The organism is Streptomyces sp. NPDC127197 (assembly GCF_042672405.1).
Lineage (GTDB): Bacteria > Actinomycetota > Actinomycetes > Streptomycetales > Streptomycetaceae > Streptomyces > Streptomyces flavusporus.
Window position 1 is genome coordinate 17217 of record NZ_JBHXVG010000046.1, and the last position, 21816, is coordinate 39032.

Annotated in this window: 19 protein-coding genes; 9 read left to right on the plus strand and 10 right to left on the minus strand. The window is 70.5% G+C overall.

From position 1 onward, the window contains the following. Positions 1 to 44 precede the first annotated feature (44 nt). Together ACFVJQ_RS39025 and idi are read left to right on the plus strand one after the other, a co-directional pair. Positions 45 to 983, plus strand: a complete 939-nt coding sequence (locus ACFVJQ_RS39025) for a cation diffusion facilitator family transporter (RefSeq protein ID WP_129802417.1) — start codon at positions 45 to 47, stop codon at positions 981 to 983. 219 nt (positions 984 to 1202) lie between these two features. Beyond that, positions 1203 to 1796 carry an isopentenyl-diphosphate Delta-isomerase gene (gene idi / locus ACFVJQ_RS39030; RefSeq protein WP_129802416.1) on the plus strand — a complete coding sequence of 198 codons (594 nt, stop codon included), beginning with the start codon at positions 1203 to 1205 and terminating at the stop codon, positions 1794 to 1796. A 6-nt stretch (positions 1797 to 1802) separates the two neighbouring features. Here the strand turns inward: idi and ACFVJQ_RS39035 are convergent, their stop codons facing one another. Further along, positions 1803 to 2312: an ATP-binding protein gene (locus ACFVJQ_RS39035; RefSeq protein ID WP_385790556.1), complete on the minus strand. Its 510-nt coding sequence runs from the start codon at positions 2310 to 2312 to the stop codon at positions 1803 to 1805. Between the two features lie 245 nt (positions 2313 to 2557). On the opposite strand from ACFVJQ_RS39035, the gene ACFVJQ_RS39040 reads away from it, so the two are divergent. From ACFVJQ_RS39040 to ACFVJQ_RS39055, 4 genes are all read left to right on the plus strand, one after another. Next, complete coding sequence (locus tag ACFVJQ_RS39040; protein ID WP_385790520.1) at positions 2558 to 3313, plus strand: enoyl-CoA hydratase/isomerase family protein; 756 nt, start codon at positions 2558 to 2560, stop codon at positions 3311 to 3313. Between the two features lie 129 nt (positions 3314 to 3442). Further along, complete coding sequence (locus tag ACFVJQ_RS39045; RefSeq protein WP_165396478.1) at positions 3443 to 3580, plus strand: LPFR motif small protein; 138 nt, start codon at positions 3443 to 3445, stop codon at positions 3578 to 3580. A 99-nt stretch (positions 3581 to 3679) separates the two neighbouring features. Then, a complete protein-coding gene (locus ACFVJQ_RS39050) occupies positions 3680 to 6049 on the plus strand; it encodes a Tex family protein (protein WP_385510066.1) in 2370 nt (789 codons plus the stop codon). A gap of 117 nt (positions 6050 to 6166) precedes the next feature. Next, positions 6167 to 6736 carry a putative glycolipid-binding domain-containing protein gene (locus ACFVJQ_RS39055; RefSeq protein WP_385790522.1) on the plus strand — a complete coding sequence of 190 codons (570 nt, stop codon included), beginning with the start codon at positions 6167 to 6169 and terminating at the stop codon, positions 6734 to 6736. Here the strand turns inward: ACFVJQ_RS39055 and ACFVJQ_RS39060 are convergent. Both ACFVJQ_RS39060 and ACFVJQ_RS39065 read right to left on the minus strand, forming a co-directional pair. Then, positions 6733 to 8373: an ABC-F family ATP-binding cassette domain-containing protein gene (locus ACFVJQ_RS39060; RefSeq protein ID WP_385790524.1), complete on the minus strand. Its 1641-nt coding sequence runs from the start codon at positions 8371 to 8373 to the stop codon at positions 6733 to 6735. The two genes, ACFVJQ_RS39055 and ACFVJQ_RS39060, sit on opposite strands and share 4 nt — an antisense overlap. Positions 8374 to 8421: 48 nt before the next feature. After that, a complete protein-coding gene (locus tag ACFVJQ_RS39065; protein WP_385790526.1) occupies positions 8422 to 9444 on the minus strand; it encodes an oxidoreductase in 1023 nt (340 codons plus the stop codon). Positions 9445 to 9510: 66 nt separating this feature from the next. Here ACFVJQ_RS39065 and ACFVJQ_RS39070 point away from each other — a divergent pair, with 66 nt between their 5' ends. After that, positions 9511 to 10473: an FAD-dependent oxidoreductase gene (locus ACFVJQ_RS39070; RefSeq protein ID WP_385510062.1), complete on the plus strand. Its 963-nt coding sequence runs from the start codon at positions 9511 to 9513 to the stop codon at positions 10471 to 10473. Between the two features lies 1 nt (position 10474). On the opposite strand, the gene ACFVJQ_RS39075 is transcribed toward ACFVJQ_RS39070, so the two are convergent. After that, positions 10475 to 12436, minus strand: coding sequence for a Xaa-Pro dipeptidyl-peptidase (locus tag ACFVJQ_RS39075; protein ID WP_385790528.1), 1962 nt, complete (start codon positions 12434 to 12436; stop codon positions 10475 to 10477). Positions 12437 to 12646: 210 nt separating this feature from the next. On the opposite strand from ACFVJQ_RS39075, the gene ACFVJQ_RS39080 reads away from it, so the two are divergent. Then, positions 12647 to 14152, plus strand: a complete 1506-nt coding sequence (locus ACFVJQ_RS39080) for a M1 family metallopeptidase (protein ID WP_385790530.1) — start codon at positions 12647 to 12649, stop codon at positions 14150 to 14152. Between the two features lie 76 nt (positions 14153 to 14228). Here ACFVJQ_RS39080 and ACFVJQ_RS39085 read toward each other — a convergent pair whose 3' ends face one another. From ACFVJQ_RS39085 to ACFVJQ_RS39105, 5 genes are all read right to left on the minus strand, one after another. After that, a complete protein-coding gene (locus tag ACFVJQ_RS39085; protein WP_385790532.1) occupies positions 14229 to 14903 on the minus strand; it encodes a DUF6766 family protein in 675 nt (224 codons plus the stop codon). 152 nt (positions 14904 to 15055) lie between these two features. Next, positions 15056 to 15427, minus strand: coding sequence for a hypothetical protein (locus ACFVJQ_RS39090; RefSeq protein ID WP_385790534.1), 372 nt, complete (start codon positions 15425 to 15427; stop codon positions 15056 to 15058). 223 nt (positions 15428 to 15650) lie between these two features. Then, positions 15651 to 16559, minus strand: a complete 909-nt coding sequence (locus ACFVJQ_RS39095; protein ID WP_385790536.1) for an adenosine kinase — start codon at positions 16557 to 16559, stop codon at positions 15651 to 15653. Then, positions 16556 to 17044 carry a macro domain-containing protein gene (locus ACFVJQ_RS39100; RefSeq protein WP_385510056.1) on the minus strand — a complete coding sequence of 163 codons (489 nt, stop codon included), beginning with the start codon at positions 17042 to 17044 and terminating at the stop codon, positions 16556 to 16558. Before ACFVJQ_RS39100 ends, ACFVJQ_RS39095 begins: the two co-directional genes overlap by 4 nt. 39 nt (positions 17045 to 17083) lie before the next feature. Then, positions 17084 to 18550 (minus strand): amino acid permease, encoded by a 1467-nt coding sequence (locus ACFVJQ_RS39105; RefSeq protein WP_385510054.1) that lies wholly within the window; start codon positions 18548 to 18550, stop codon positions 17084 to 17086. 267 nt (positions 18551 to 18817) lie between these two features. On the opposite strand from ACFVJQ_RS39105, the gene ACFVJQ_RS39110 reads away from it, so the two are divergent. Continuing rightward, positions 18818 to 19546: a MerR family transcriptional regulator gene (locus ACFVJQ_RS39110; RefSeq protein WP_385510053.1), complete on the plus strand. Its 729-nt coding sequence runs from the start codon at positions 18818 to 18820 to the stop codon at positions 19544 to 19546. A gap of 67 nt (positions 19547 to 19613) precedes the next feature. Here ACFVJQ_RS39110 and ACFVJQ_RS39115 read toward each other — a convergent pair whose 3' ends face one another. Beyond that, positions 19614 to 21791, minus strand: coding sequence for a 3-hydroxyacyl-CoA dehydrogenase NAD-binding domain-containing protein (locus ACFVJQ_RS39115; RefSeq protein WP_385790539.1), 2178 nt, complete (start codon positions 21789 to 21791; stop codon positions 19614 to 19616). Between the last annotated feature and the right edge of the window lie 25 nt (positions 21792 to 21816).

Sequence of the window (21816 nt, forward strand, 5' to 3'; positions counted from 1 at the left end):
AGTTCACTGTGGTCTCGGACCGATCGCAGGAGGGCGGCTTTTTCATGGGGGCTGGGCACGATCACGGGCATGCGCACGCCGCGCCGGTCAGCGGCACGGCGGCCGCGGCGTACCGCGGCCGGCTGCGGATCGCGCTGTGCATCACGCTCACCGTCATGGTGGTCGAGATCGTCGGCGGCGTGCTCGCGGACTCCCTCGCGCTGATCGCGGACGCCGCGCACATGGCGACCGACGCGGTCGGCCTGGGCATGGCCCTGCTCGCGATCCACTTCGCCAACCTCCCGGCGAGCGCGAACCGCACCTTCGGATACGCCCGTGCCGAGATCCTCGCCGCGCTCGCCAACTGTCTGCTGCTGCTCGGGGTCGGCGGGTACGTCCTGTACGAGGCGATCCAGCGGTTCATCACGCCGGCCGGCACCGAGGGCGGGCTGACCGTCGTGTTCGGTCTGATCGGTCTGGTCGCGAACATGATCTCGCTCACGCTGTTGGTGCGCGGTCAGCGGGAGAGCCTGAACGTGCGCGGCGCCTTCCTGGAGGTCGCGGCCGACGCGCTGGGCTCGGTCGCGGTGCTGATCTCGGCGGTGGTGATCCTCACCACCGGCTGGCAGGCCGCCGACCCGGTCGCCTCGCTCGTCATCGGCCTGATGATCGTGCCGCGGACGCTGAAGCTGCTGCGCGAGACCCTCGACGTGCTGCTGGAGTCGGCCCCCAAGGGCGTCGACATGGCGGAGGTCCGGGCTCACATGCTGGCGCTGGACGGCGTGGAGGACGTCCATGACCTGCACGCCTGGACGATCACGTCGGGCCTGCCGGTGCTGTCCGCGCACGTGGTGGTCCGCTCCGACGTCCTGAACGCGATAGGGCACGAGAAGATGCTCCACGAGCTGCAGGGCTGCCTGGGCCACCACTTCGACGTGGAGCACTGCACCTTCCAGCTGGAGCCGAGCGGGCACGCGGAACACGAGGCCCGGCTGTGCTACTGACGCCCGGCCGCCGGTGATCCGCCGGGGGTGGAGCGCATCGGTCCGGCGCGCGATCGCGTCCTGGTAGTCGTACGCCCCCGTCGCGGGCGGTTCTCTCCGATCCGCGCCGGGCACGATCACCTACCGGGCCCCTCTTCCGGTGCCGACGCGCCGGGAAGTGCCGGGAGTGCCGGATTCGTACGGCAGACTGGGGCGCGAGGAACGAGGCGAAGGATGGGTATGCCGATCACACCTGCCACCGCGACGCACAGCTCGTCGAACGGCACCGCGGAAGCGATCCTGCTGGAACTGGTCGACGAGGACGGCGTGACGATCGGCACCGCGGAGAAGCTCGCCGCCCATCAGCCCCCGGGACAGCTGCACCGGGCGTTCTCGGTGTTCCTGTTCGACGACTACAGCCGGCTGCTGCTCCAGCAGCGGGCGCTGGGCAAGTACCACTCCCCCGGCGTGTGGTCCAACACCTGCTGCGGCCACCCGTACCCGGGCGAGGCACCGTTCGCGGCGGCGGCCCGGCGGACGTACGAGGAGCTCGGGGTCTCCCCGGCGCTGCTCGCCGAGGCGGGCACCGTCCGCTACAACCACCCGGACCCGCACTCGGGCCTGGTGGAGCAGGAGTACAACCACCTCTTCGTCGGCCTGGTGCAGGCGCCGCTCCGGCCGGATCCGGAGGAGGTGCACGCGACGGCCTTCGTCACCCCCGACGAACTGGCGGAGCGGCACGCCAAGGACACCTTCTCGTCCTGGTTCATGACGGTGCTGGACGCGGCCCGCCCCGCGATCAGGGAGCTGACCGGCCCGTCCGCGGGTTGGTGACCCCCCTCACAGCAGCCGGGCGTGGTCGAGCGGCAGGGCGGCCCAGATCACCTTGCCGCCGCTCGCCGTGTGCTCGACGTCGCACACGCCGCCCGCCTCCCGGGTGACCTCCCGTACCAGGAGCAGGCCCCGGCCGCCCGTCCGGCCGTGGTCGGCCTCGAGGGCGGTCGGGCGGTAGGGGTGGTTGTCCTCCACGGACACCCGCACCCACTCGGCGCCGACGGCGACCTCCACGGCGAGCATCGGCGACAGCAGCGCCGCGTGCCGGACGGCGTTCGTGACCAGCTCCGAGACGATCAGCAGCAGGCCCTGGACCAGCTCGTCCGAGACCGGGACCCGCTGGCGGATCAGCAGGTCCCGTACCGCGTGCCGGGCCTGCGGGACCGAGGCGTCGACGGCGGGAGCGGTGAACCGCCACACGCCCTCGAACGGCAGCGGCTGGCGCGTCCTCGGTTCGGCCGGTGCATCTGCGCCGCCTTCTGGGCGTGGGGCGGGCCCGCGCCCGTGGTTGTCCATCGTCCGGTCGCCACCCTTGTGCTCGATTGTCACCACACGTCGAGTGTTGGTAACGAGCCGCTCCATGCCGGAGACCTGAACACAAGTCAGCTGTTATCGCACACTTCTGATCGTTGGCGTATGACACGGTCAGTTGTGGGACTGCTCCTGTCCCACTCATGCAGGCTTTGCGAACTCTTCGGGTTGTACGGGTTTGCAGTGCCCGGAACACAGCAGCTGACGTACCTGCGGCTAGCATCCCGCGCATGGAGCCCAAGCTGTCGCACCGGGTCGCCGACTCGGTGGCCACCGTCGTGATCGATCATCCCGCCAAGCGCAACGCCATGACGGCCGCGATGTGGCGGGCGCTGCCACTGCTGCTCGACGCCCTGGCCGCCGATCCGGATGTACGCGCCCTGGTGCTGACGGGTGCGGGCGGCACGTTCTGCGCGGGGGCCGACATCTCCACGCTCCAGGACTCGCCGGAGACGGCGCAGGCGCTGGCCGTGCAGGCCGAGGAGGCCCTTGCCGCGTTTCCGAAGCCGACGCTGGCGGCGATCCGCGGGCACTGTGTGGGCGGCGGGGCACAGCTCGCGGCGGCCTGCGATCTGCGGTTCGCCGAGGAGGGCACGTTGTTCGGGGTGACACCGGCGAAGCTGGGGATCGTGTACTCGGCCTCCGCCACCCGGCGGCTGGTGGCGCTGGTCGGTCCGGCCACCGCCAAGTACCTGCTGTTCTCGGGCGAGTTGATCGGCACCGAGCGGGCGTTGCGCACGGGGCTGGTCGACGAGGTGCTGCCCGAGGGTGAACTCGACAAGCGCGTGGCCGAGTTCGCCCGAATACTGGTGTCCCGCTCGCAGCTGACGCAGGCCGCGGCGAAGGAGTTCGCCGACGGACGCACCGACCGGGACGCCCACTGGGCGGACCGGGCGCGCGGCAACACCGACACCGCGGAGGGCGTCACCGCGTTCCTGGAGCGTCGGCAGCCACGCTTCACGTGGAGCGTGTCCACGTCAGGATGAAGCGGCCCGCCCCGGCACGCGCGCGTGCCGGGTGCATGGTCGACGACGGGTGCGGTACCCGGACGTCACCTGGTCCTGGTGAGCGTTGCCCGGTCCTGGTGAGCATGGCGAAGACGAAAGGAGATTCCAGTGTTCCGCGCTCTCGCTGATGTCCTGCGGCAGATCGGCGGTGCCGTCGCCACCGTCGTGACGCTGCCGTTCCGGGCGCTGGCCCGCCTCCTCGGCGGAGCCTCGGGGTCCGGCCGGCGCGGCGCGCGGCACGTCTGACGGCCGCCGCCCCGCCGCATTTCCGCCCTGGTCCCCCGCTGTCGGTGTCACCTGCCACAATTGCCGCGCAACCCGAAGTGGAGAAGGCGGTACGGGATCGTGACGACACCCCTCGTAGGGTCCATCGAAGGCAGGATCGCCGAGGAGCTCGGCGTACGGGAGCGGCAGGTCAAGGCTGCCGTGGAGCTGCTCGACGGCGGTTCGACGGTGCCCTTCATCGCCCGCTACCGCAAGGAAGCGACCGAGATGCTCGACGACGCGCAGCTGCGCACGATCGAGGAGCGGCTGCGCTATCTGCGGGAGCTGGAGGAGCGGCGGACGGCGATCCTGGAGTCGGTGCGCGAGCAGGGCAAGCTCACCGAGGAGCTCGAGGCGCAGATCCGGGGCGCCGAGACGAAGGCGCGCCTGGAGGACATCTATCTGCCGTACAAGCCGAAGCGGCGTACGAAGGCGCAGATCGCGCGCGAGGCCGGTCTTGAGCCGCTGGCGGAGGGGCTGCTCGGCGATCCGGCCGTCGAGCCCCTCGCCGCGGCCGCCGCGTTCGTGGACGCCGACAAGGGCGTGGCCGATCCGCAGGCCGCGCTCGACGGCGCCCGCGCCATCCTCACCGAGCGGTTCTCGGAGGACGCCGACCTGATCGGCGAGCTGCGCGAGCGGATGTGGGTGCGCGGGCGGCTGGCCGCCAAGGTGCGGGAGGGCAAGGAGGAGGCGGGCGCGAAGTTCGCGGACTACTTCGACTTCGCCGAGCCGTTCACCGACCTGCCCTCGCACCGGGTCCTGGCCATGCTGCGCGGCGAGAAGGAGGAGGTCCTGGACCTCGTCCTGGAGCCGGAGGAGCCCACCGAGGGGCCTTCGTCGTACGAGGGCATCGTCGCCAACCGGTTCGGCATCGCCGACCGCGGGCGCCCCGCCGACAAGTGGCTGCTGGACACGGTCCGCTGGGCCTGGCGGACCCGCATCCTCGTCCACCTCGGCATCGACCTGAGGCTGCGGCTGCGTACCGCGGCCGAGGACGAGGCGGTGGGCGTGTTCGCGGCGAACCTGCGGGACCTGCTCCTCGCCGCCCCGGCGGGCACGCGCGCGACGCTGGGCCTGGACCCCGGTTTCCGTACAGGTGTGAAGGTGGCCGTGGTGGACGCCACGGGCAAGGTCGTCGCCACGGACGTGATCTATCCGCACGTCCCGGCCAACAAGTGGGACGAGGCCATTGCCAAGCTGGCCCGGCTCGCCAAGGAGCACGCGGTCGAGCTGGTAGCGATCGGCAACGGCACGGCGTCGCGCGAGACGGACAAGCTCGCCGGTGAACTCATCGGCAAGCACCCGGAGTTGAAGCTCACCAAGGTGATGGTGTCCGAGGCGGGTGCCTCGGTGTACTCGGCGTCGGCGTTCGCCTCGCAGGAGCTGCCCGAGCTGGACGTGTCGCTGCGTGGTGCGGTGTCGATCGCGCGCCGCCTCCAGGACCCGCTCGCCGAGCTGGTGAAGATCGACCCGAAGTCGATCGGTGTGGGCCAGTACCAGCACGACCTGTCCGAGGTGAAGCTGTCGCGTTCGCTGGACGCGGTGGTGGAGGACTGTGTGAACGGCGTCGGCGTCGATGTGAACACCGCGTCCGCACCCCTGCTCGCGCGCGTCTCCGGCATCTCCTCCGGACTCGCCGAGAACATCGTGGCGCACCGCGACGCCAACGGCCCGTTCAAGTCCCGTTCGGAGCTGAAGGGCGTGACCCGGCTGGGTCCGAAGGCGTACGAGCAGTGCGCGGGCTTCCTGCGCATCCGCGGCGGGGACGACCCGCTGGACGCGTCCAGCGTGCACCCGGAGGCGTACCCGGTCGTCCGGCGCATGGTGAAGACCTCCGGCCAGGAGGTGGCTTCGCTGATCGGCAACACGGGCGTGCTGCGCTCGCTGAGGCCGCAGGACTTCGTGGACGACACGTTCGGTCTGCCGACCGTGAGCGACATTCTCAAGGAGCTGGAGAAGCCGGGGCGCGACCCGCGGCCCGCGTTCAAGACGGCCACCTTCAAGGAGGGCGTCGAGAAGATCTCCGACCTGCAGGCGGGCATGGTCCTGGAGGGTGTCGTGACCAACGTGGCCGCGTTCGGGGCGTTCGTCGACGTCGGCGTGCACCAGGACGGTCTGGTGCATGTCTCCGCGATGTCGAAGACGTTCGTCAAGGACCCGCGGGACGTCGTCAAGCCGGGTGACATCGTGAAGGTGAAGGTGCTCGACGTCGACATTCCGCGCAAGCGGATCTCGCTGACGCTGCGGCTGGACGACGAGGCGGCGCCGCAGGGTCAGCCGTCCGGTGAGCGCCGACAGCAGCGGGGCGGCGGGCGTCCGCCGCAGCAGCGACAGGGCGGCCGTGGGGGCGGGGCCGGCGGCGGCCGCCAGGCGCCGGCCCCGGCGAACAGCGCGATGGCCGACGCCCTGCGCCGGGCAGGGCTGCTCGACCCGAAGAAGGGCCGGGGCTGAAACGCGCGGGCCCGGCCCCTGTACCGCACGGGTCGGGCCCGTTCCGGCCCCTCGTGCTGCAGGGGCCAGGCCCGCGCCCTACCGGCTTCGGGGCTCTGCTGCCCGTACCGTGGCGGTATGACCACTTCGCGTGCACTCACCTGGGACGTCACCGCGAGCCGCGGTTACGAGACTGCATGGGTCGAGTTCGAAGGCGGAACCCTCCGGGCCCGTGGCCGGGCGGTGGGGACAGCTCCGGAGACGTACTGGATCTCGTACGAGCTCGAAACCGGTGACCGCTATGTGACGCGGCGGCTGCGGGTGATCGCCGAGACCGCGGAGCACACGCATGCCCTCGATCTGCGGCACGACGGGCGGGGCGGGTGGACGGCCGACGGGGAGCCGGTGCCGGAGGTCGGTGGGGCGCTCGACTGCGATCTGGGGCTGTGTCCGCTGACCAACACGATGCCGGTGCTGCGGCACGACCTGCACCGGACGGCCGGGGAACGGGAGCTCCTGATGGCCTGGGTGTCGGTGCCGGACCTGACCGTGCAGCCGTCGCGGCAGACCTACACGCATCTCGCGCGCACCGACGGCGGCGGGCGGGTCGGGTTCGCCTCGGACGGCTTCCGCAGTGAGGTGGAGTTCGATGCGGACGGCTGTGTCGTCGACTACCGCGGGCTGGCGACGCGGCTGACGCCCCGTTAGCGTTCGGTCACCTTGCCGCCGGCGACCTCCAGACGGCGCGTCACATGGACCGCGTCCAGCATGCGACGGTCGTGGGTGACCAGGAGCAAGGTGCCGGTGTAGGCGTCCAGGGCGGACTCCAGCTGCTCGATGGCGGGCAGGTCGAGGTGGTTGGTCGGCTCGTCGAGGACGAGGAGGTTGACGCCTCTGCCCTGGAGGAGGGCGAGGGCGGCGCGGGTGCGTTCGCCCGGGGAGAGCGTCGCGGCGGGGCGCAGGACGTGGTCCGACTTCAGCCCGAACTTGGCCAGCAGTGTGCGTACTTCGACCGGTTCGGTGTCCGGGACCGCCGCGCGGAACGCATCCAGCAGCGCCTCGGGGCCGTGGAACAGCTTGCGGGCCTGGTCGACCTCACCGACCAGGACGCCGGAGCCGAGGGCGGCCTGCCCGGCGTCCAGGGGGACGCGGCCGAGCAGGGCACCGAGGAGGGTGGACTTGCCGGCGCCGTTGGCACCGGTGACCGCGATCCGGTCCGCCCAGTCGATCTGCACGGAGACCGGGCCGAGGACGAAGTCGCCGCGCCGCACCTCGGCGTCGCGCAGGGTCGCCACGACCGCGCCGGACCGGGGCGCGGCGGCGATCTCCATCCGCAGCTCCCACTCCTTGCGCGGCTCGTCGACGACCTCGAGCCGTTCGATCATGCGCTGGGTCTGCCGGGCCTTCGCGGCCTGCTTCTCGCTGGCCTCGCTGCGGAACTTGCGGCCGATCTTGTCGTTGTCGTTGCCCGCCTTGCGCCGGGCGTTCTTCACGCCCTTGTCCATCCAGGCGCGCTGCATCTGCGCGCGGTCCCCGAGGGCGGCCTTCTTGTCGGCGTACTCCTCGTACTCCTCGCGGGCGTGCCGGCGGGCCACCTCGCGTTCCTCGAGGTAGGCCGCGTAGCCGCCGCCGTAGAGGTTGATCTGCCGCTGGGCGAGGTCGAGTTCGAGGACCTTGGTGACCGTGCGGGTGAGAAACTCCCGGTCGTGGCTGACGACGACCGTGCCGGCGCGCAGGCCGCTCACAAAGCGTTCGAGGCGCTCCAGGCCGTCCAGGTCGAGGTCGTTGGTCGGCTCGTCGAGGAGAAAGACGTCGTAGCGGGAGAGCAGCAGGGAGGCGAGTCCCGCGCGGGCGGCCTGGCCGCCGGACAGGGAGGTCATCGGCTGGTCGAGGTCCACGGCGAGGCCGAGCGAGTCGGCGACCTCCTCGGCCCGCTCGTCCAGGTCGGCGCCGCCGAGGCCGAGCCAGCGCTCCAGGCTGGTCGCGTAGGCGTCGTCGGCGCCGGGAGCCCCGTCGACCAGTGCCTGGGTGGCCTCGTCCATGGCCCGCTGGGCCTCGGCGACACCGGTGCGGCGGGCGAGGAACTCGCGCACCGACTCGCCCGCCCGGCGCTCCGGCTCCTGCGGCAGATGCCCGACCGTCGCGGTCGGCGGGGACAGCCGCAGCTCGCCCTGTTCGGGCGTGTCGAGCCCGGCGAGCAGGCGCAGCAGCGTGGACTTGCCCGCGCCGTTGGCGCCGACGAGCCCGATCACATCGCCGGGCGCGACGACGAGGTCGAGGCTCGTGAAGAGCGCGCGGTCGCCGTGACCGGCGGCGAGGTTCTTGGCGACGAGGGTGGCAGTCATCAGGCCGTCGATCCTAGCGGCCGCCCGGCAGCGCGGGCGCCCCGGTTTTCAGTGGGCCATCGCCTTCACCAGCACGCTTCCCGCCGTCCTCGCCACCACGAAGGACTCCCCCTTGACGGCCTTCGCGTCCAGAGGGATGCGGTGCCGGCCGGCTTCGAGGAGGCCGTCGAAGAGCTCATGGGTGTGGGCGCGGGCGAGCCGGTCGAGGCGGTACGCGGTGAGGCGGACCCGGCAGGCGGAGGTGATCTCGACGCCCGCCTCGCCGTCGGCGGCGACCAGCCGGGTGAGGCGGCGCTGCTCCACCGGGCTGCGGTCGAGGGCGTGTTCGATCTGGGCGACGAGGAGCGGGACGATGGGGGCGAGTCCGTCGACGCAGGCCACGTCGACTCCGGCGCGTTCGAAGGCCCGGCGCACGGCGGCGCGCTCCTCCTTGCCGACCCCGCGGCCGAAGACGACGGCGCCGTAGCCGCGCAGTTCGTCGGCGGGGACGTCGTCGGCGTCGCGGGTGATGTCGGCGCCGATACCGATGGTGCGCAGGGCGGTGGCGAGCTTGGCGAGCAGGGCGACGCGGGCGCCGATCAGCAGGACGCGGCGGCGGCTGCCGTTGGCGTCGCCGTTCAGCAGGGAGTTCAGCGCCGCCCGGTACTCCTCGCCCTGGAAGCGGAACGGGCCGATGCCGTGGTAGCCGTTGAGCTCCAGGTCGACCTGCTCCTCCGTCTGCCAGGCGAAGTCCCGCCACACGTAGTCGTCGTCGGCTCTGTCGATGACTGCGGTGACCGCCCCGCACGCGAGGTCGGCGCATTCGGGGCAGCCGTAGATGACATACCGCCCGCCGGGCAAGGGTGCCTCCGCCTCGAGGAGCAGGCTGCGCACCTGGGCGGTGAAGATCGCGGGCGGGACGTCGGAGGCGAGTGGGGAGACGGCGTCCAGGTCGGACAGCTGGAACAGCAGGGGGCGTCCGTCGACGATGAAGTCCACGAAGTCCCGGTGGACCTGGTAGCCACCGTCTGCGAGAACTTCACCGGCACGCATCGCCGGTGCCAGGCCGAAGGTCGCGTACGCGGCAGACATGCTGTGAGTATCCCCAGAGTGAGGCCGCTCTGAGCGCGGCATGACACATTCCGCTACCGTCCCCGCGTGGACAGTGACGTGAAGGGCGATGTGATCGTCGTCGGCGGGGGTGTCATCGGGCTGACGACGGCGGTGCTGCTCGCCGAGCGCGGCCGACGGGTGCGGGTGTGGACGCGGGAGCCCGTCGAGCGGACCACCTCGGCGGTTGCGGGCGCGCTGTGGTGGCCCTACCGGATCGAGCCGGAGGCATCGGCGCGCAGGTGGGCCCTGCACTCGCTGGACGTCTACGAGGAGTTGGCCGAGCATTCCGAGGTCACCGGCGTACGCATGGTCGAAGGGGTACTGGGCGAGACAGACCTGGACGAGACGGACAGCTGGGCGGCGGCGCGGCTGCCCGGGCTCCGGGCGGCGACGGCCGCGGAGTACGCCGGGACGGGTCTGTGGGCGCGGCTGCCGCTGATCGACATGTCGACTCATCTGCCGTGGCTGCGGGAGCGGTTGGTGAAGGCGGGCGGCTCGGTCGAGGAGCGCACGGTGTCGGCGTTCGCCGAGGCCGACGCGCCGGTCGTGGTCAACTGCACGGGCCTGGGGGCGCGTGAGCTGGTGCCGGACGAGTCCGTACGGCCGCTGCGCGGGCAGTTGGTCGTCGTGGAGAACCCGGGCATCAGCACCTGGCTCGTCTCCAAGGACGCGTCCGGGGAGATGGCGTACTTCTTCCCACAGCCGGGGCGGCTGGTGCTGGGCGGCACGGCGGAGCAGGACGTGTGGTCGCTGCGGCCGGATCCGGCGGTGGCCGAGGCGATCGTACGGCGGTGCGCGGCCCTGCGGCCGGAGATCGCCGGGGCGCGGATCCTGGAGCACCGGGTGGGGCTGCGGCCGGCGCGGGATGCGGTGCGGCTGGAACGCGAACTGCTGCCGGACGGGCGGGTGCTGGTGCACAACTACGGCCACGGGGGTGCGGGGGTGACCGTGGCGTGGGGGTGCGCGCAGGAGGCGGCCGGGCTGGCGTGTCCGGCCGCCTCCGGGTGAGTCAGCCCTTGGTGCGGGGGCCCGGTACGCGCTGGACGGTGCTCGGTGCTTCGACGCCGTCGAGCGGCTCGGAGGCGGGCGTGGTGGTCGCGGTGCCCGAGGTGGCGTGGGCGAACGCGGCCGTGCCGCCGACCAGCGGGACGCGGGCGGAGGTACGGGACAGGTCCAGCGTCAGGGTCGGCGTGTCGGCCGGCGGGTCGATGAGGTCCCGGTCGGTACCAGCGACGATCAGTGCCAGCCGGTGTCCGGCCGGGACGACGTGGTCGGTCGCCGCCAGGTCGAGGGTGATGGTGTACGGCTTGCCCGGGGTGAGCGGGACCCCCTTCAGGTCGGAGGCGTGGTTGCCGAGGTCGGCCCAGCCGCGGCTGACGATCGTGTAGTCGACGTCGGCCGTCTTCGCCCGGGTCTCCTTGAAACAGGCGCTGTCGCCCGAGGTGCTCGCGCCCCAGCAGGTGCGGTCGGGGAGCGTGGTGATGCCCTCGGCGGCGTCGGCGTAGTCACGGATGGTGTCGGGGCCGAGGTCCACGAGGACGGCGGACAGGTGTGCCGTGGACGTGGTGGGCGTCGCGGTGACGGTCACCTCTGAGGAGCCGGACAGGCGCAGGTCGCGGGTGAGCGGCCCGGTGACGAAGCCCGCCTTGTCGGGTGTGGGGCTGTCGATGGCGGACGCCCAGTCGGTCTCGCTGTGCTGGGGGTCGTCGGTGAAGGTCTCGGTGCCCTTGCCGGTGCGCAGGCCGATGGTGCCGACGCCCGGCTGGGTGCCCTTGGCGGGCTTCAGGCGGACGGTGTCGGTGCCGCGCGGCGGCCAGACCTTGGCGGTGACCCACTGGTCGGGGTGGCGTTCGATGTCGGCCATGGGCTCGCGGTCGATGCCGTTGTCGTAGCCGAGGAGTTCGTGGTCGAACCAGCGGTGCAGGGTGTCGACCCACTCCGCGCGGCGGAAGTCGAAGGGGTCGACGTGGCCGGTCTGGGAGAGCCAGATCTTGCGCTCGACGCCGTTCTTCGCGAGGGCGTCCCACCACGGGCCGACGTGCTGCATCCGTACGTTGAGGTCCTGCATGCCGTGGATGAGGAAGACGCTCGCCCGGACCTTGCTGGTGGCCCTGACGTAGTCGCGCTCGGTCCACAGCGGTGTCCAGTCACCGGTGCGCGGGGCGCCGTCGACGAGTTTCTGCTGGACGGCGGCGCACTTGGCACGGGCGTCGGGGCTGTTGACGTAGTTCGACAGCCAGTCGGGGCCGGAGTTGTACAGCGGGGCGCCCTTGGTGAAGTAGTAGTCGTACCAGGAGGAGATCGCGCTGATCGGCACGATGGTTTCGAGGCCCTCGACGCCGGTGGCGGCGACACCGTTGGCGATGGTGCCGTCCCAGCTCTTGCCGATCATGCCTGTTCTGCCGTTGGTCCAGGTCGCTTTGGCGCTCACCGTGCCGGTACGCGTGGTGTACGCCTTGGCCCGGCCGTTCAGCCAGTCGACGACGGCCTTCGCGGACTGGATGTCGGAGCGGCCGCCGACATCGACGCAGCCGTCGGAGCGGTTGGTGCCGGCGAGGTCGACGCCGACGAAGGCGTACCCGCGCGGCACGAAGTAGTTGTCATAGAAGAGCGGCATCTGGACGACATCGCCGTCGGCGTCGTACGTCTTCTTCTGGCTCTCGTTGCCGCGGCCGCAGCAGGAGTAGTACGGGCTGGCGTCCATGATGACGGGCACCTTGCGGCCCTGCTGGGCGGGTTCGCGCGGGCGGACGATGTCGACGGCGACCCGGTCGGTCCTTCCGTCGCCGTCGCCGTCGAGGCCGGTGTCCACCCAGACGGCCTCGCGGACCGCGTTGTCGTACGAGTGAACGGGCCTGCTCTCGCGCGGGGCGCCGTGCGCTGCCGTGGGGGCGAGGAATGTGGCCATCAGGGCGGCGGTGGCCGCCGTCGCGAGCGGTCTCCAGATCGTGAAGCGCGTGCGTTTCGGCATGCGCGGGACGGTACCTGCGTCAACTCCCGTGCAGAAGGGGGCAATCAGCGAATGGAGTGCGTCGCGGTGGCCGAAAAGGGCCCCTGGTGCGGCCAGACGTATGACGGCCGAATGGCGATCGTGTGACAGCGGTTGCTGTGGACACGCCCAGGGACACAGGGAATGAATAGGCTCCGAACAGACTTTCCGGCCCTACGACTTGGAGCTTTCGTGCACCGCAGAATCATGGCACCGGGCGCACTCGCGGCTGCCTTACTGTTGCTGGCGATCCCGGCATCGGCCGCGAGTCACTCCCCCGGCGCTCCGGGCATCGGCGACCCCTACTACCCGGCGTACGGCAACGGCGGCTACGACGTCTCCCACTACGACCTCCGGCTGAAGTACCGGCCCGCCACGGACCGGTTGGAGGGCACGGCGACCCTGCTGGCGCGCACCACACAGGATCTGTCCCGCTTCAATCTGGACTTTCTGCTGGACGTGAGCGAGGTGCGGGTCAACGGCGCCCGGGCGGCGTTCTCGACCTCCGGCGAGCACGAGCTGGCGATCACCCCCAAGACCCCGCTGGCCAAGGACACGGCCGTGACGGTCGTGGTGCGCTACAGCGGGGTGCCTTCGGCGAAGCAGGCGTACGGGTTCACCAGCTGGCTCCGTACGCCGGACGGCGGTGTCGCGGCCGGTCAGCCCGAGGCGGCCTGGTGGTGGTTCCCCAGCAACGACCACCCGCTCGACAAGGCCACCTACGACGTGTCCGTCCAGGTGCCGGACGGCACCCAGGCCATCTCCAACGGCACGCTGCAGTCGAGCAGTTCCCGGGCCGGGTGGACCCGCTACAGCTGGCGGTCCGGCAAACCGCAGGCCACCTATCTGGCCACGCTCGCGGTCGGGAAGTTCGACGTGACCACCGGCACCACGGAGAGCGGCATCCCGGTCCTCAACGCGTACAGCAAGGACCTGGGCGACCGCTACGGCGCGGCGCGGGCCAGCGTCGAGCGGACCGGGGAGATCGCCGACTGGCTGACCGGGTACTTCGGGCCGTATCCGTACAACGCGCTGGGCGGGTACGTGCCCAACACCGACACCGGGTACGCACTGGAGACGCAGACCCGGCCCTTCTACAGCCCGCGGCAGTTCGCCAACGGTTCGAACACGTCCGTGGTCGTGCACGAGCTGGCCCACCAGTGGTACGGGGACCTCGTGTCCGTGGCCGGCTGGAAGGACATCTGGATCAACGAGGGCTTCGCGCGCTATGCGCAGTGGCTGTGGTCCGAACACGAGGGCGAGGGCACGGCACAGGAGATCGCGGACTACGTGTACGCCTCCCGTCCGGCCGACGACCCGTTCTGGACGGTGAAGCCCGGTGACCCGGGGCCCGAGAACCAGTTCCATCTCGCGGTGTACGACCGGGGCGCGCTGGCGCTCCAGGCGTTGCGGAACGAGATCGGCGACGACGCCTTCTTCACCGTCCTGAAGGGCTGGCCGGCGAAGTACGCGCACGGCAACGCGTCGGTCGCCGACTTCCGGCGGTACGCGGAGCAGGTGTCCGGCAAGCCGCTCGCGGCGCTCTTCGACACATGGCTGTTCGAGCCGTCGAAGCCGGGTCCGCCGACGGCGCGGGACGCGTCCATCGCGAAAGCGTCGGTCGCGCCCGAGCAGCCCAGGTCGTGGAAGAAGATCGCGGCCACGAACAACGTGCATGAGCACGAGCACACCGATTAGTCACGTGGTGTGAGGACAGTACGTGCGTACGCGCGGCCCAGGGGCGGTATTCCTCCGGGCCGCGCCGTGCGGAGACCTACCCTTCCACGCCGGTCGATGAATGGGCCGCGCCGACCGGCTTGGATTCCGGAGATCCACGCTGCCGCAGGTATACGGAGAGAATGGCCATGGAAGCCACCGCCAGGAACTCGGACTGCCAGTTCTGCAAGGTCCGGCTCCAGAAATCGGCAGACCCGACATAGTCACCCAAGCTCATGGGCGCCTGGAGTTGTCGAAGCTGTTGCTCGTTGTACGCGGCAACACCCGCAATCGCCTGCACGAGCCACGACAACGCGAATATCACGCCCATCACCAACCCGAGCGAGCGAGCGTAAAGCCCCTGCCGAACACCGCCGACGCCCGCCCATCGCGGCGAATTCCGGCGGGCGTATCGCCCCACTTGCTGGTCCTTGTCGGACTCCTTGCCCGTCTTGTGCATTTCCTTGGACTCGGGCGAGCCTCGCTGGACGAGCCAGACGGTCACGGTGATGAAAAGGAAGAACTGCAGATACTCCGACTGCCAGTTCTCTGTCACGTCGACGGCGAAGTCGGATGACATGAGATAGTCGCCGAATCCCACCTGTGCCACTCCGTCGTCGGCCAGTTGGTTGTTGAAATCCGCATGACCGGCGACCGCCTGTCCGACAAGAGCCAGCAGGAACGCGATGCCGAAGCTCAGGGTCAGTCCGTTGTCGCGCACAAATCGGCGCATGCCCCGCTCCTTCCCGCCTGTTCGCGGCCGAGAACCGTGGACGGGCACTCGATTGCGCGCGGTCAGCGATACGTCAGTCCAAGGGCGCCGAAGTAGAGGAGGCCGCCGACCACGACCACCAGACAAACCGTGAACATGATCCGCATATGTCGTCAGCCTCCTTTGATCGTGCACTGATAGGGCAGGCCCGGCCGGGGGGTGCAACCAGCGGCGACGACTTTCCAGCCGTCCGCGAACCGCGACAGGAACAGCGTGTCCGAATCCAGCACAACTCGAGCCTGTCTGCCGAAGACATCCACTTCGCGGACCGCGCCACCGATGGGAATCTCCTGAGCAGCGATCGCCTCCGCGCAGCTCGATTTCTCGGATTCTTCCAACTCGCTACGCGTTTCCGGCGCAAGGGCCGCGCAGAGGCCGTTCGCATCAGCGGAGCGCAACAGTCGCTCGAATTCGGTCGCCGCCGCAGAGGCGTCCGAGCTGCGCTCCCCAGCACTGCCACAGCCGCCGAGGGCCAGTACGAGCATGGACGCAAGCATCAGCGTTCCGGTTCGGCGCACTGTTCTCACGCTGCCTCTGTACAAGGGGCCGGGGCGTGCCCGCCCCATCATGCACAGCCGGGTACCCCTATCTCAGCCGAATACGCGGGAGGACGGCCGCCTCCGCCTGCATTTCCTCTGAATGCACAGTGATTCCCGAGTGGGTTCGGCGTGGAATGCAATGCCGGTCATCCCTGTGCGGGGCGCCTGATCAATTCTCCGCCTCGGCCAGGCGTTTGAGTAGCTCCTCCCGCCCTATCGCCTCGGTCTCCGTCGACGGCACCGTGCAGGCGTGGGCGCCGGCCACCGCCCCGTACAGAGCGCACCGTCGGGGCGGTTCGCCGCTGAGCCGGCCGAAGAGGAACCCGGCCGCGAAGGCGTCGCCCGCGCCGTTGGAGTCCACCACCGGCGCGGGCGGCGGCACCGCCGGTATCCGGGTGAGCTCGCCGTCGGTCAGAAGGTACGCGCCCTCGGCGCCCGCCGTGGCGACGGCCACCTCGGCCCGGCCCCGCTCGGCGATGCGGCGCATGGTCCGCTCGGGGTCGGTGAGGGCGGCGGCGGAGAGGAAGACGACGTCCGCGGCGAGGGCGAACGGCTCGTGGTACGGGTTCTCGCCGTCCCAGTCGTGCAGGTCCGTCGAGAGGGGCACGCCGGTCTCGCGCAGCACGGGCAGGGCGTGGGCGCACGGGTGGGTGAGGGAGACATGGACGTGGCGGCTCGCCTCCGCCAGTGCCCGCACGGTCGGCTCGGGCAACCGGTCGTCGGGGTGCGAGCGGCTGGTGTCGTACAGGGAGAGCCGGCGTCCGTCGGGGCCGACGAGGTTGACCGCGCGTTTGGTGCCCGCGGGCTGCGGTACGGCGGTGAGCGGAATGCCCTTGTCCTGGTGCAGCGCGCGGACCAGCTCGCCCTCGGGGTCGTCGCCGAGCATGTCGAGGTGGTGGGTGCGCAGGCCCAGGGCACTCAGGCCGACGGCGACGAAGTCCCCGGTCTGTCCGGCCCGGGTGCGGATCCCCGAGTCGATCATGTAACTGTCGGCGTACGGGAGGGGCAGCTCCGGTACGTACACGATCGTGTCGACGCCCGCGCCGCCGAGCACGAGCACGTCGGTGTCCCGAGTCAACTGTGGCCCTCCCCATGGTCGTAGACCGCGACAGCGATCCCCCGCCGCACCAGCCTCTCGATGATCAGCGGCTCGACACGGGACCACTTGCCACCGGCCAACCCGCACCCTATCCGCGGCATGTGCACCGACGCGCCGAGTTCGGCCGCCTTGTCGGCCAACCGTTCCAGCGCCGTGTCGATCGCCTCGTAGCGCACGGGCACGCCCTTGCTGCCCGTCCGTATACCGCGCTGCCCGACCATGTTGGCCACCCACACGTACGGCTCGACCTGGACGAACTGGATGGCGCCCAGCCCGAAGTCGTTCGAGGCGCGGTCGCGGTGCCACGCGCGGTAGGACTTCTCCGGTTCCGGCCAGCGGCGCGATAGGGCCAGGACGAAGCCCTTCCCCCATCCCCCGATGTCGTTGCAGACATGGGCGATCACCTTGACGCCCTTCACCGACGGAACGGTGGCGTCACCCCGGATGTAAGTGATCTCCGACATGACGCCACCGTAGAGGCCGCCACTGACAACGGCCTCTGATTACTTCGTGAGCTCGGCCAGCTCCTGGTCCGCCGCCCGGGCGACCTGGCGGCGGATCGCAAACCAGCCGCCGACCAGCATGGCCGCGATGACGGGGATGAGCAGCAGGGTCTTGCGCCCGACCTCGGGGTCGTTCCACATCATGCCGAGGCAGGCCAGCAGGAAGGCGATCGTGACGATCTCGGTGACCGGGCTGCCGGGGAGGCGGAAGCTCGGCCGGGTGACCAGGCCCTCCTTGGCGCGGCGGACGAAGATCAGGTGGCAGACCATGATGATCACCCAGGTGCTGATGATGCCGAGGGAGGCGACGTTCAGCACGATCTCGAAGGCCTGGCTCGGCATGAGGTAGTTCAGGCCGACGCCGAGGACGCACACCGCGCAGGTGAGCAGGATGCCGCCGTAGGGGACCTGGCTGCGGTTCATGCGGGCCGTGAACTTCGGGGCCGAGCCCGCCATCGCCATGGAGCGCAGGATGCGGCCGGTGGAGTACAGGCCGGAGTTCAGCGAGGACATGGCGGCCGTGAGGACGACCAGGTTCATCACGTCGCCCGCGGCCGGGATGCCGATCTTGGACAGGACGGTGACGAAGGGGCTCTCGTCGGCCGAGTACACCGAGCCGGGGAGCAGCAGGGCCAGCAGGACGACCGAGCCGACGTAGAACAGGCCGACCCGCCACATGATCGAGTTCACCGCGCGCGGGACGACCTTCTCCGGCTCGGCCGTCTCGCCCGCGGCGACACCGACCAGCTCCAGCGCGGCATACGCGAAGATCACGCCCTGCATGACGAGGACGACCGGCATCAGGCCGTGCGGGAAGACACCCCCGTTGTCCGTGATCACGCTCAGGCCGGGCGTCTGCCCGCCGACCTCCTGCTGGGTGGCCAGCAGGAAGATGCCGACGAACATGAAGCCGACGAGGGTGGCGACCTTGATGATTGCGAACCAGAACTCCATCTCGCCGAAGATCTTCACCGAGATCAGGTTCACGGCCAGGACCACCGCGAGGGCGATCAGCGCCAGCACCCACTGCGGGATGTCGGTGAACATGCTCCAGTAGTGCGTGTAGAGCGCGATCGCGGTGATGTCGGCGATGCCGGTCGTCGACCAGTTCAGGAAGTACATCCAGCCCGCGACGTAGGCGCCCTTCTCGCCGAGGAACTCGCGCGCGTACGACACGAAGGAGCCGGACGAGGGCCGGTACAGGACGAGCTCGCCCAGTGCCCGGACGACGAAGAAGGCGAAGACGCCGCAGACGAGGTAGGCCAGCGCGAGGGCGGGGCCCGCGTTGTGCAGACGGCCGCCGGCACCCAGGAAGAGTCCGGTGCCGATCGCGCCGCCGATGGCGATCATGTTGACGTGGCGGGCCTTGAGGTCCTTGCTGTAGCCGGTGTCGCCCGCGTCCGCGGGCGTTGTGGTCGCCCCGCTTCCGGCGGCGATCCGGGCCGTGTCCACGGCGTCCTTGCTCACGGTGGTACCACTTCCTGGTGCGCCCGAGCGTCGTGCGCTCAGGTGTCCGTACGTGCCTTGGTCCGCCCCACGCTCGTGACGCGGCACGGACCAAGGCAGCACCTTCCCACACCGGTCGGCGTGGACACGGTGGCCCATGTCACAGAGCGTTACTTCTCACGTGATCCACCGCAGGTATCCACCATGATCATCGGTCGTTCACTTCATGGTCACCGAAGGATGCGTACGAGGTTTCACAGCACTGGTGAGACAGCGATACTGCTGCACATGACGACCGACACCGAGGAGCCGACCCTCACCATCGACGAGCTGGCCGCCCGGGCCGGCGTCACGGTGCGCACGGTCCGCTTCTATGGCACCAAGGGCCTGCTGCCCCCGCCGGTGATCGGTCCGCGCCGGGTGGGGCACTACGGCCGGGAGCACCTGGCGCGTCTCGCGCTGATCGAGGAGTTGCAGCACCAGGGCATGACGCTGGCGGCCATCGAACGCTATCTCCAGCAGCTGCCACCGGACCTCACCGCTCATGACCTGGCAATTCACCGGGCCGTGGTGGCCTCCTGGGCGCCGGACGTGGTGGAGACGGTGACGCGTGCCGAGCTGGAGCGACGGGCGGGGCGGGCGCTGGGCGACGAGGACGTGGAGCGGCTGGCGGCGATGGGCGTGGTGGCGCCGGCCGACGGCATGTACCGCATCGACTCCGGTCTGCTGCGGCTCGGCGTGCAGCTGCTCGATGTGCCGCTGTCCCAGGAGGCGATCCTCGCGGCGCGCACCGCACTCATCGAGCACTCGCGCGCCGCCGCCCACGAGCTGTCGCAGCTGCTGCGCGGCGAGGTGGCGGAGCGTGACGCCGGCGCGGTGAGGTCGCTGTCGGCACACATGCAGCCGATCGTGGTGCAGGCGCTGCTGACGACCTTCCAGCGGTCGTTGCGGGAGGAGCTGCGGGAGTGGCTCGACGGCAGGCCTGACGGGATGTCGGAGGCAGGCGGATCCGCCTGAGACGGGTTGGGGGACCAGGACCGGCGTGTCGCCGAGCGATACGCCGGTCCCGCTCGCCCCGGGCGCGTCAGCGCGCGTCCGTGAACGTCTCCCCCTTCTCCGCCTTCTCCACCAGCAGCGCCGGCGGGGTGAACCGCTCTCCGTAGCGGTCGGCGAGCTCACGCGCGCGTGCCACGAAGCCGGGCAGGCCTCCTTCGTAGCCGTTGATGTACTGCAGGACGCCACCGGTCCAGCCGGGGAACCCGATGCCGAGGATCGAGCCGATGTTGGCGTCGGCGACGGAGGTCAGCACCCCCTCCTCCAGGAGCCGGACGGTGTCCAGCGCCTCCGAGAAGAGCATGCGCTCCTGCATGTCCTCGAACGGGATCTCGGCGCCCTCACGCGTGAAGTGCTCCCGCAGGCCCGGCCACAGGCCCGTGCGCTTGCCGTCCTCCCCGTACTCGTAGAAGCCGGCGCCGCCACTGCGCCCGGTGCGGCCGAACTCGTCGACCATCCGGTCGATGACGGCCTCCGCCGGGTGCGCGGTCCAGGTGCCGCCCGCCTCCTCCACCGCCCGCCTGGTCTCCTTGCGGATCTTGCGCGGGAGGGTGAGCGTCAGCTCGTCCATCAGGGACAGCACCTTGGCCGGGTAACCGGCCTGGGCCGCCGCCTGCTCGACGGACGCGGGCTCGATGCCCTCGCCGACCATCGCCACGCCCTCATTGATGAAGTGGCCGATCACCCGGGAGGTGAAGAAGCCGCGCGAGTCGTTGACGACGATCGGCGTCTTCTTGATCTGCCGGACCAGGTCGAAGGCGCGGGCCAGGGCCTCGTCACCGGTCCGCTCGCCCTTGATGATCTCGACGAGGGGCATCTTGTCGACCGGCGAGAAGAAGTGCAGTCCGATGAAGTCGGACTGGCGCTGCACGCCCTCGGCGAGCGCGGTGATCGGGAGCGTCGAGGTGTTGGAGCACAGCAGCGCGTCCGGCGCGACGACCTGCTCGATCTCCTGGAACACCTTGTGCTTGAGCGCCGTGTCCTCGAAGACGGCCTCGATGACCGCGTCGCAGCCCGCGAGGTCCTGGACCTCGGCGGTGGGCGTGATGCGGGCCAGCAGCGCGTCCGCCTTCTCCTGGGTCGTACGACCCCGGGAGACGGCCTTGGCGCAGAGCTTCTCGGAGTAGGCCTTGCCCTTGAGGGCCGCCTCCGGGGAGACGTCCTTCAGGACGACGTCGATGCCCGCGCGGGCGCACGAGTAGGCGATGCCGGCGCCCATCATCCCGGCGCCCAGGACGGCCACCTTGCGGACCTGGCGGGGCTCGATGCCCTTCGGGCGGTTGGCGCCGGAGTTGACGGCCTGGAGGTCGAAGAAGAAGGCCTGGATCATGTTCTTCGACGTCTGACCGGCCGCCAGCTCCACGAAGTAGCGGGCCTCGATGACCTGGGCGGTCTCGAAGTCGACCTGGGACCCCTCGACGGCGGCGGCGAGGATGCCCCGCGCCGCCGGGTAGGGCGCGCCGCCCGTCTGCTTGCGCAGGTTGGCCGGGAAGGCGGGCAGGTTCGCCGCGAACTTGGGGTTGGCGGGGGTGCCGCCGGGGATGCGGTAGCCGGGCCTGTCCCACGGCTGCCGGGACTCCGGGTTGGCGTCGATGAAGGCGCGGGCCTTGGCGAGCAGCTCCTCCTGTGTGTCGGCCACTTCGTGGATCAGGCCGTTCTCCAGGGCGCGCCGCGGGCTGTACTGGGTGCCCTGGAGGAGGACCTTGAGGAGGGCGTCCGCGATGCCCAGCAGGCGCACCGTACGGACCACGCCGCCGCCTCCGGGCAGCAGGCCGAGGGTGACCTCGGGGCAGCCGATCTTGGAGCCGGGCGCGTCGAGGGCGACACGGTGGTGGCAGGCCAGGGCGAGCTCGTAACCGCCGCCCAGGGCCGCGCCGTTGATCGCGGCGACGACCGGCTTGCCGAGCGTCTCGATGCGGCGCAGGTCGCGCTTGATCGCGAGGCCGCCTTCGAACAGTTCCTGCGCGGTCTCGGGCGTGACCCGGATCAGATCGCGCAGGTCGCCGCCGGCGAAGAAGGTCTTCTTGGCGGAGGTGAAGATGATGCCGCGGACGGAGTCCTGCTCGGCCTCCAGACGGTCGGTGATCGCTGCGAGCGAGTCCCGGAACGCCTGGTTCATGGTGTTCGCGGACTGGGCGGGGTCGTCGAGGACGAGGGTGACGACACCGGTGTCGTCCTGTTCCCAGCGGATGGTGGTGCTCTCGGTCATGACGGGTCTCCGTAGAAGTCTCTCG

Bases quoted from the DNA above. Each gene is read 5' to 3' on its own strand.
- ACFVJQ_RS39035 (WP_385790556.1), bottom strand. From the start codon at position 2,312: ATGGACAACCACGGGCGCGGGCCCGCCCCACGCCCAGAAGGCGGCGCA.
- ACFVJQ_RS39100 (WP_385510056.1), bottom strand. From the start codon at position 17,044: ATGTCGGAGATCACTTACATCCGGGGTGACGCCACCGTTCCGTCGGTG.
- ACFVJQ_RS39075 (WP_385790528.1), bottom strand. From the start codon at position 12,436: ATGCCGAAACGCACGCGCTTCACGATCTGGAGACCGCTCGCGACGGCG.
- ACFVJQ_RS39025 (WP_129802417.1), top strand. From the start codon at position 45: ATGGGGGCTGGGCACGATCACGGGCATGCGCACGCCGCGCCGGTCAGC.
- ACFVJQ_RS39110 (WP_385510053.1), top strand. From the start codon at position 18,818: ATGACGACCGACACCGAGGAGCCGACCCTCACCATCGACGAGCTGGCC.
- idi (WP_129802416.1), top strand. From the start codon at position 1,203: ATGCCGATCACACCTGCCACCGCGACGCACAGCTCGTCGAACGGCACC.
- ACFVJQ_RS39115 (WP_385790539.1), bottom strand. From the start codon at position 21,791: ATGACCGAGAGCACCACCATCCGCTGGGAACAGGACGACACCGGTGTC.
- ACFVJQ_RS39055 (WP_385790522.1), top strand. From the start codon at position 6,167: ATGACCACTTCGCGTGCACTCACCTGGGACGTCACCGCGAGCCGCGGT.
- ACFVJQ_RS39040 (WP_385790520.1), top strand. From the start codon at position 2,558: ATGGAGCCCAAGCTGTCGCACCGGGTCGCCGACTCGGTGGCCACCGTC.
- ACFVJQ_RS39060 (WP_385790524.1), bottom strand. From the start codon at position 8,373: ATGACTGCCACCCTCGTCGCCAAGAACCTCGCCGCCGGTCACGGCGAC.
- ACFVJQ_RS39065 (WP_385790526.1), bottom strand. From the start codon at position 9,444: ATGTCTGCCGCGTACGCGACCTTCGGCCTGGCACCGGCGATGCGTGCC.
- ACFVJQ_RS39085 (WP_385790532.1), bottom strand. From the start codon at position 14,903: ATGCGCCGATTTGTGCGCGACAACGGACTGACCCTGAGCTTCGGCATC.
- ACFVJQ_RS39090 (WP_385790534.1), bottom strand. From the start codon at position 15,427: ATGCTCGTACTGGCCCTCGGCGGCTGTGGCAGTGCTGGGGAGCGCAGC.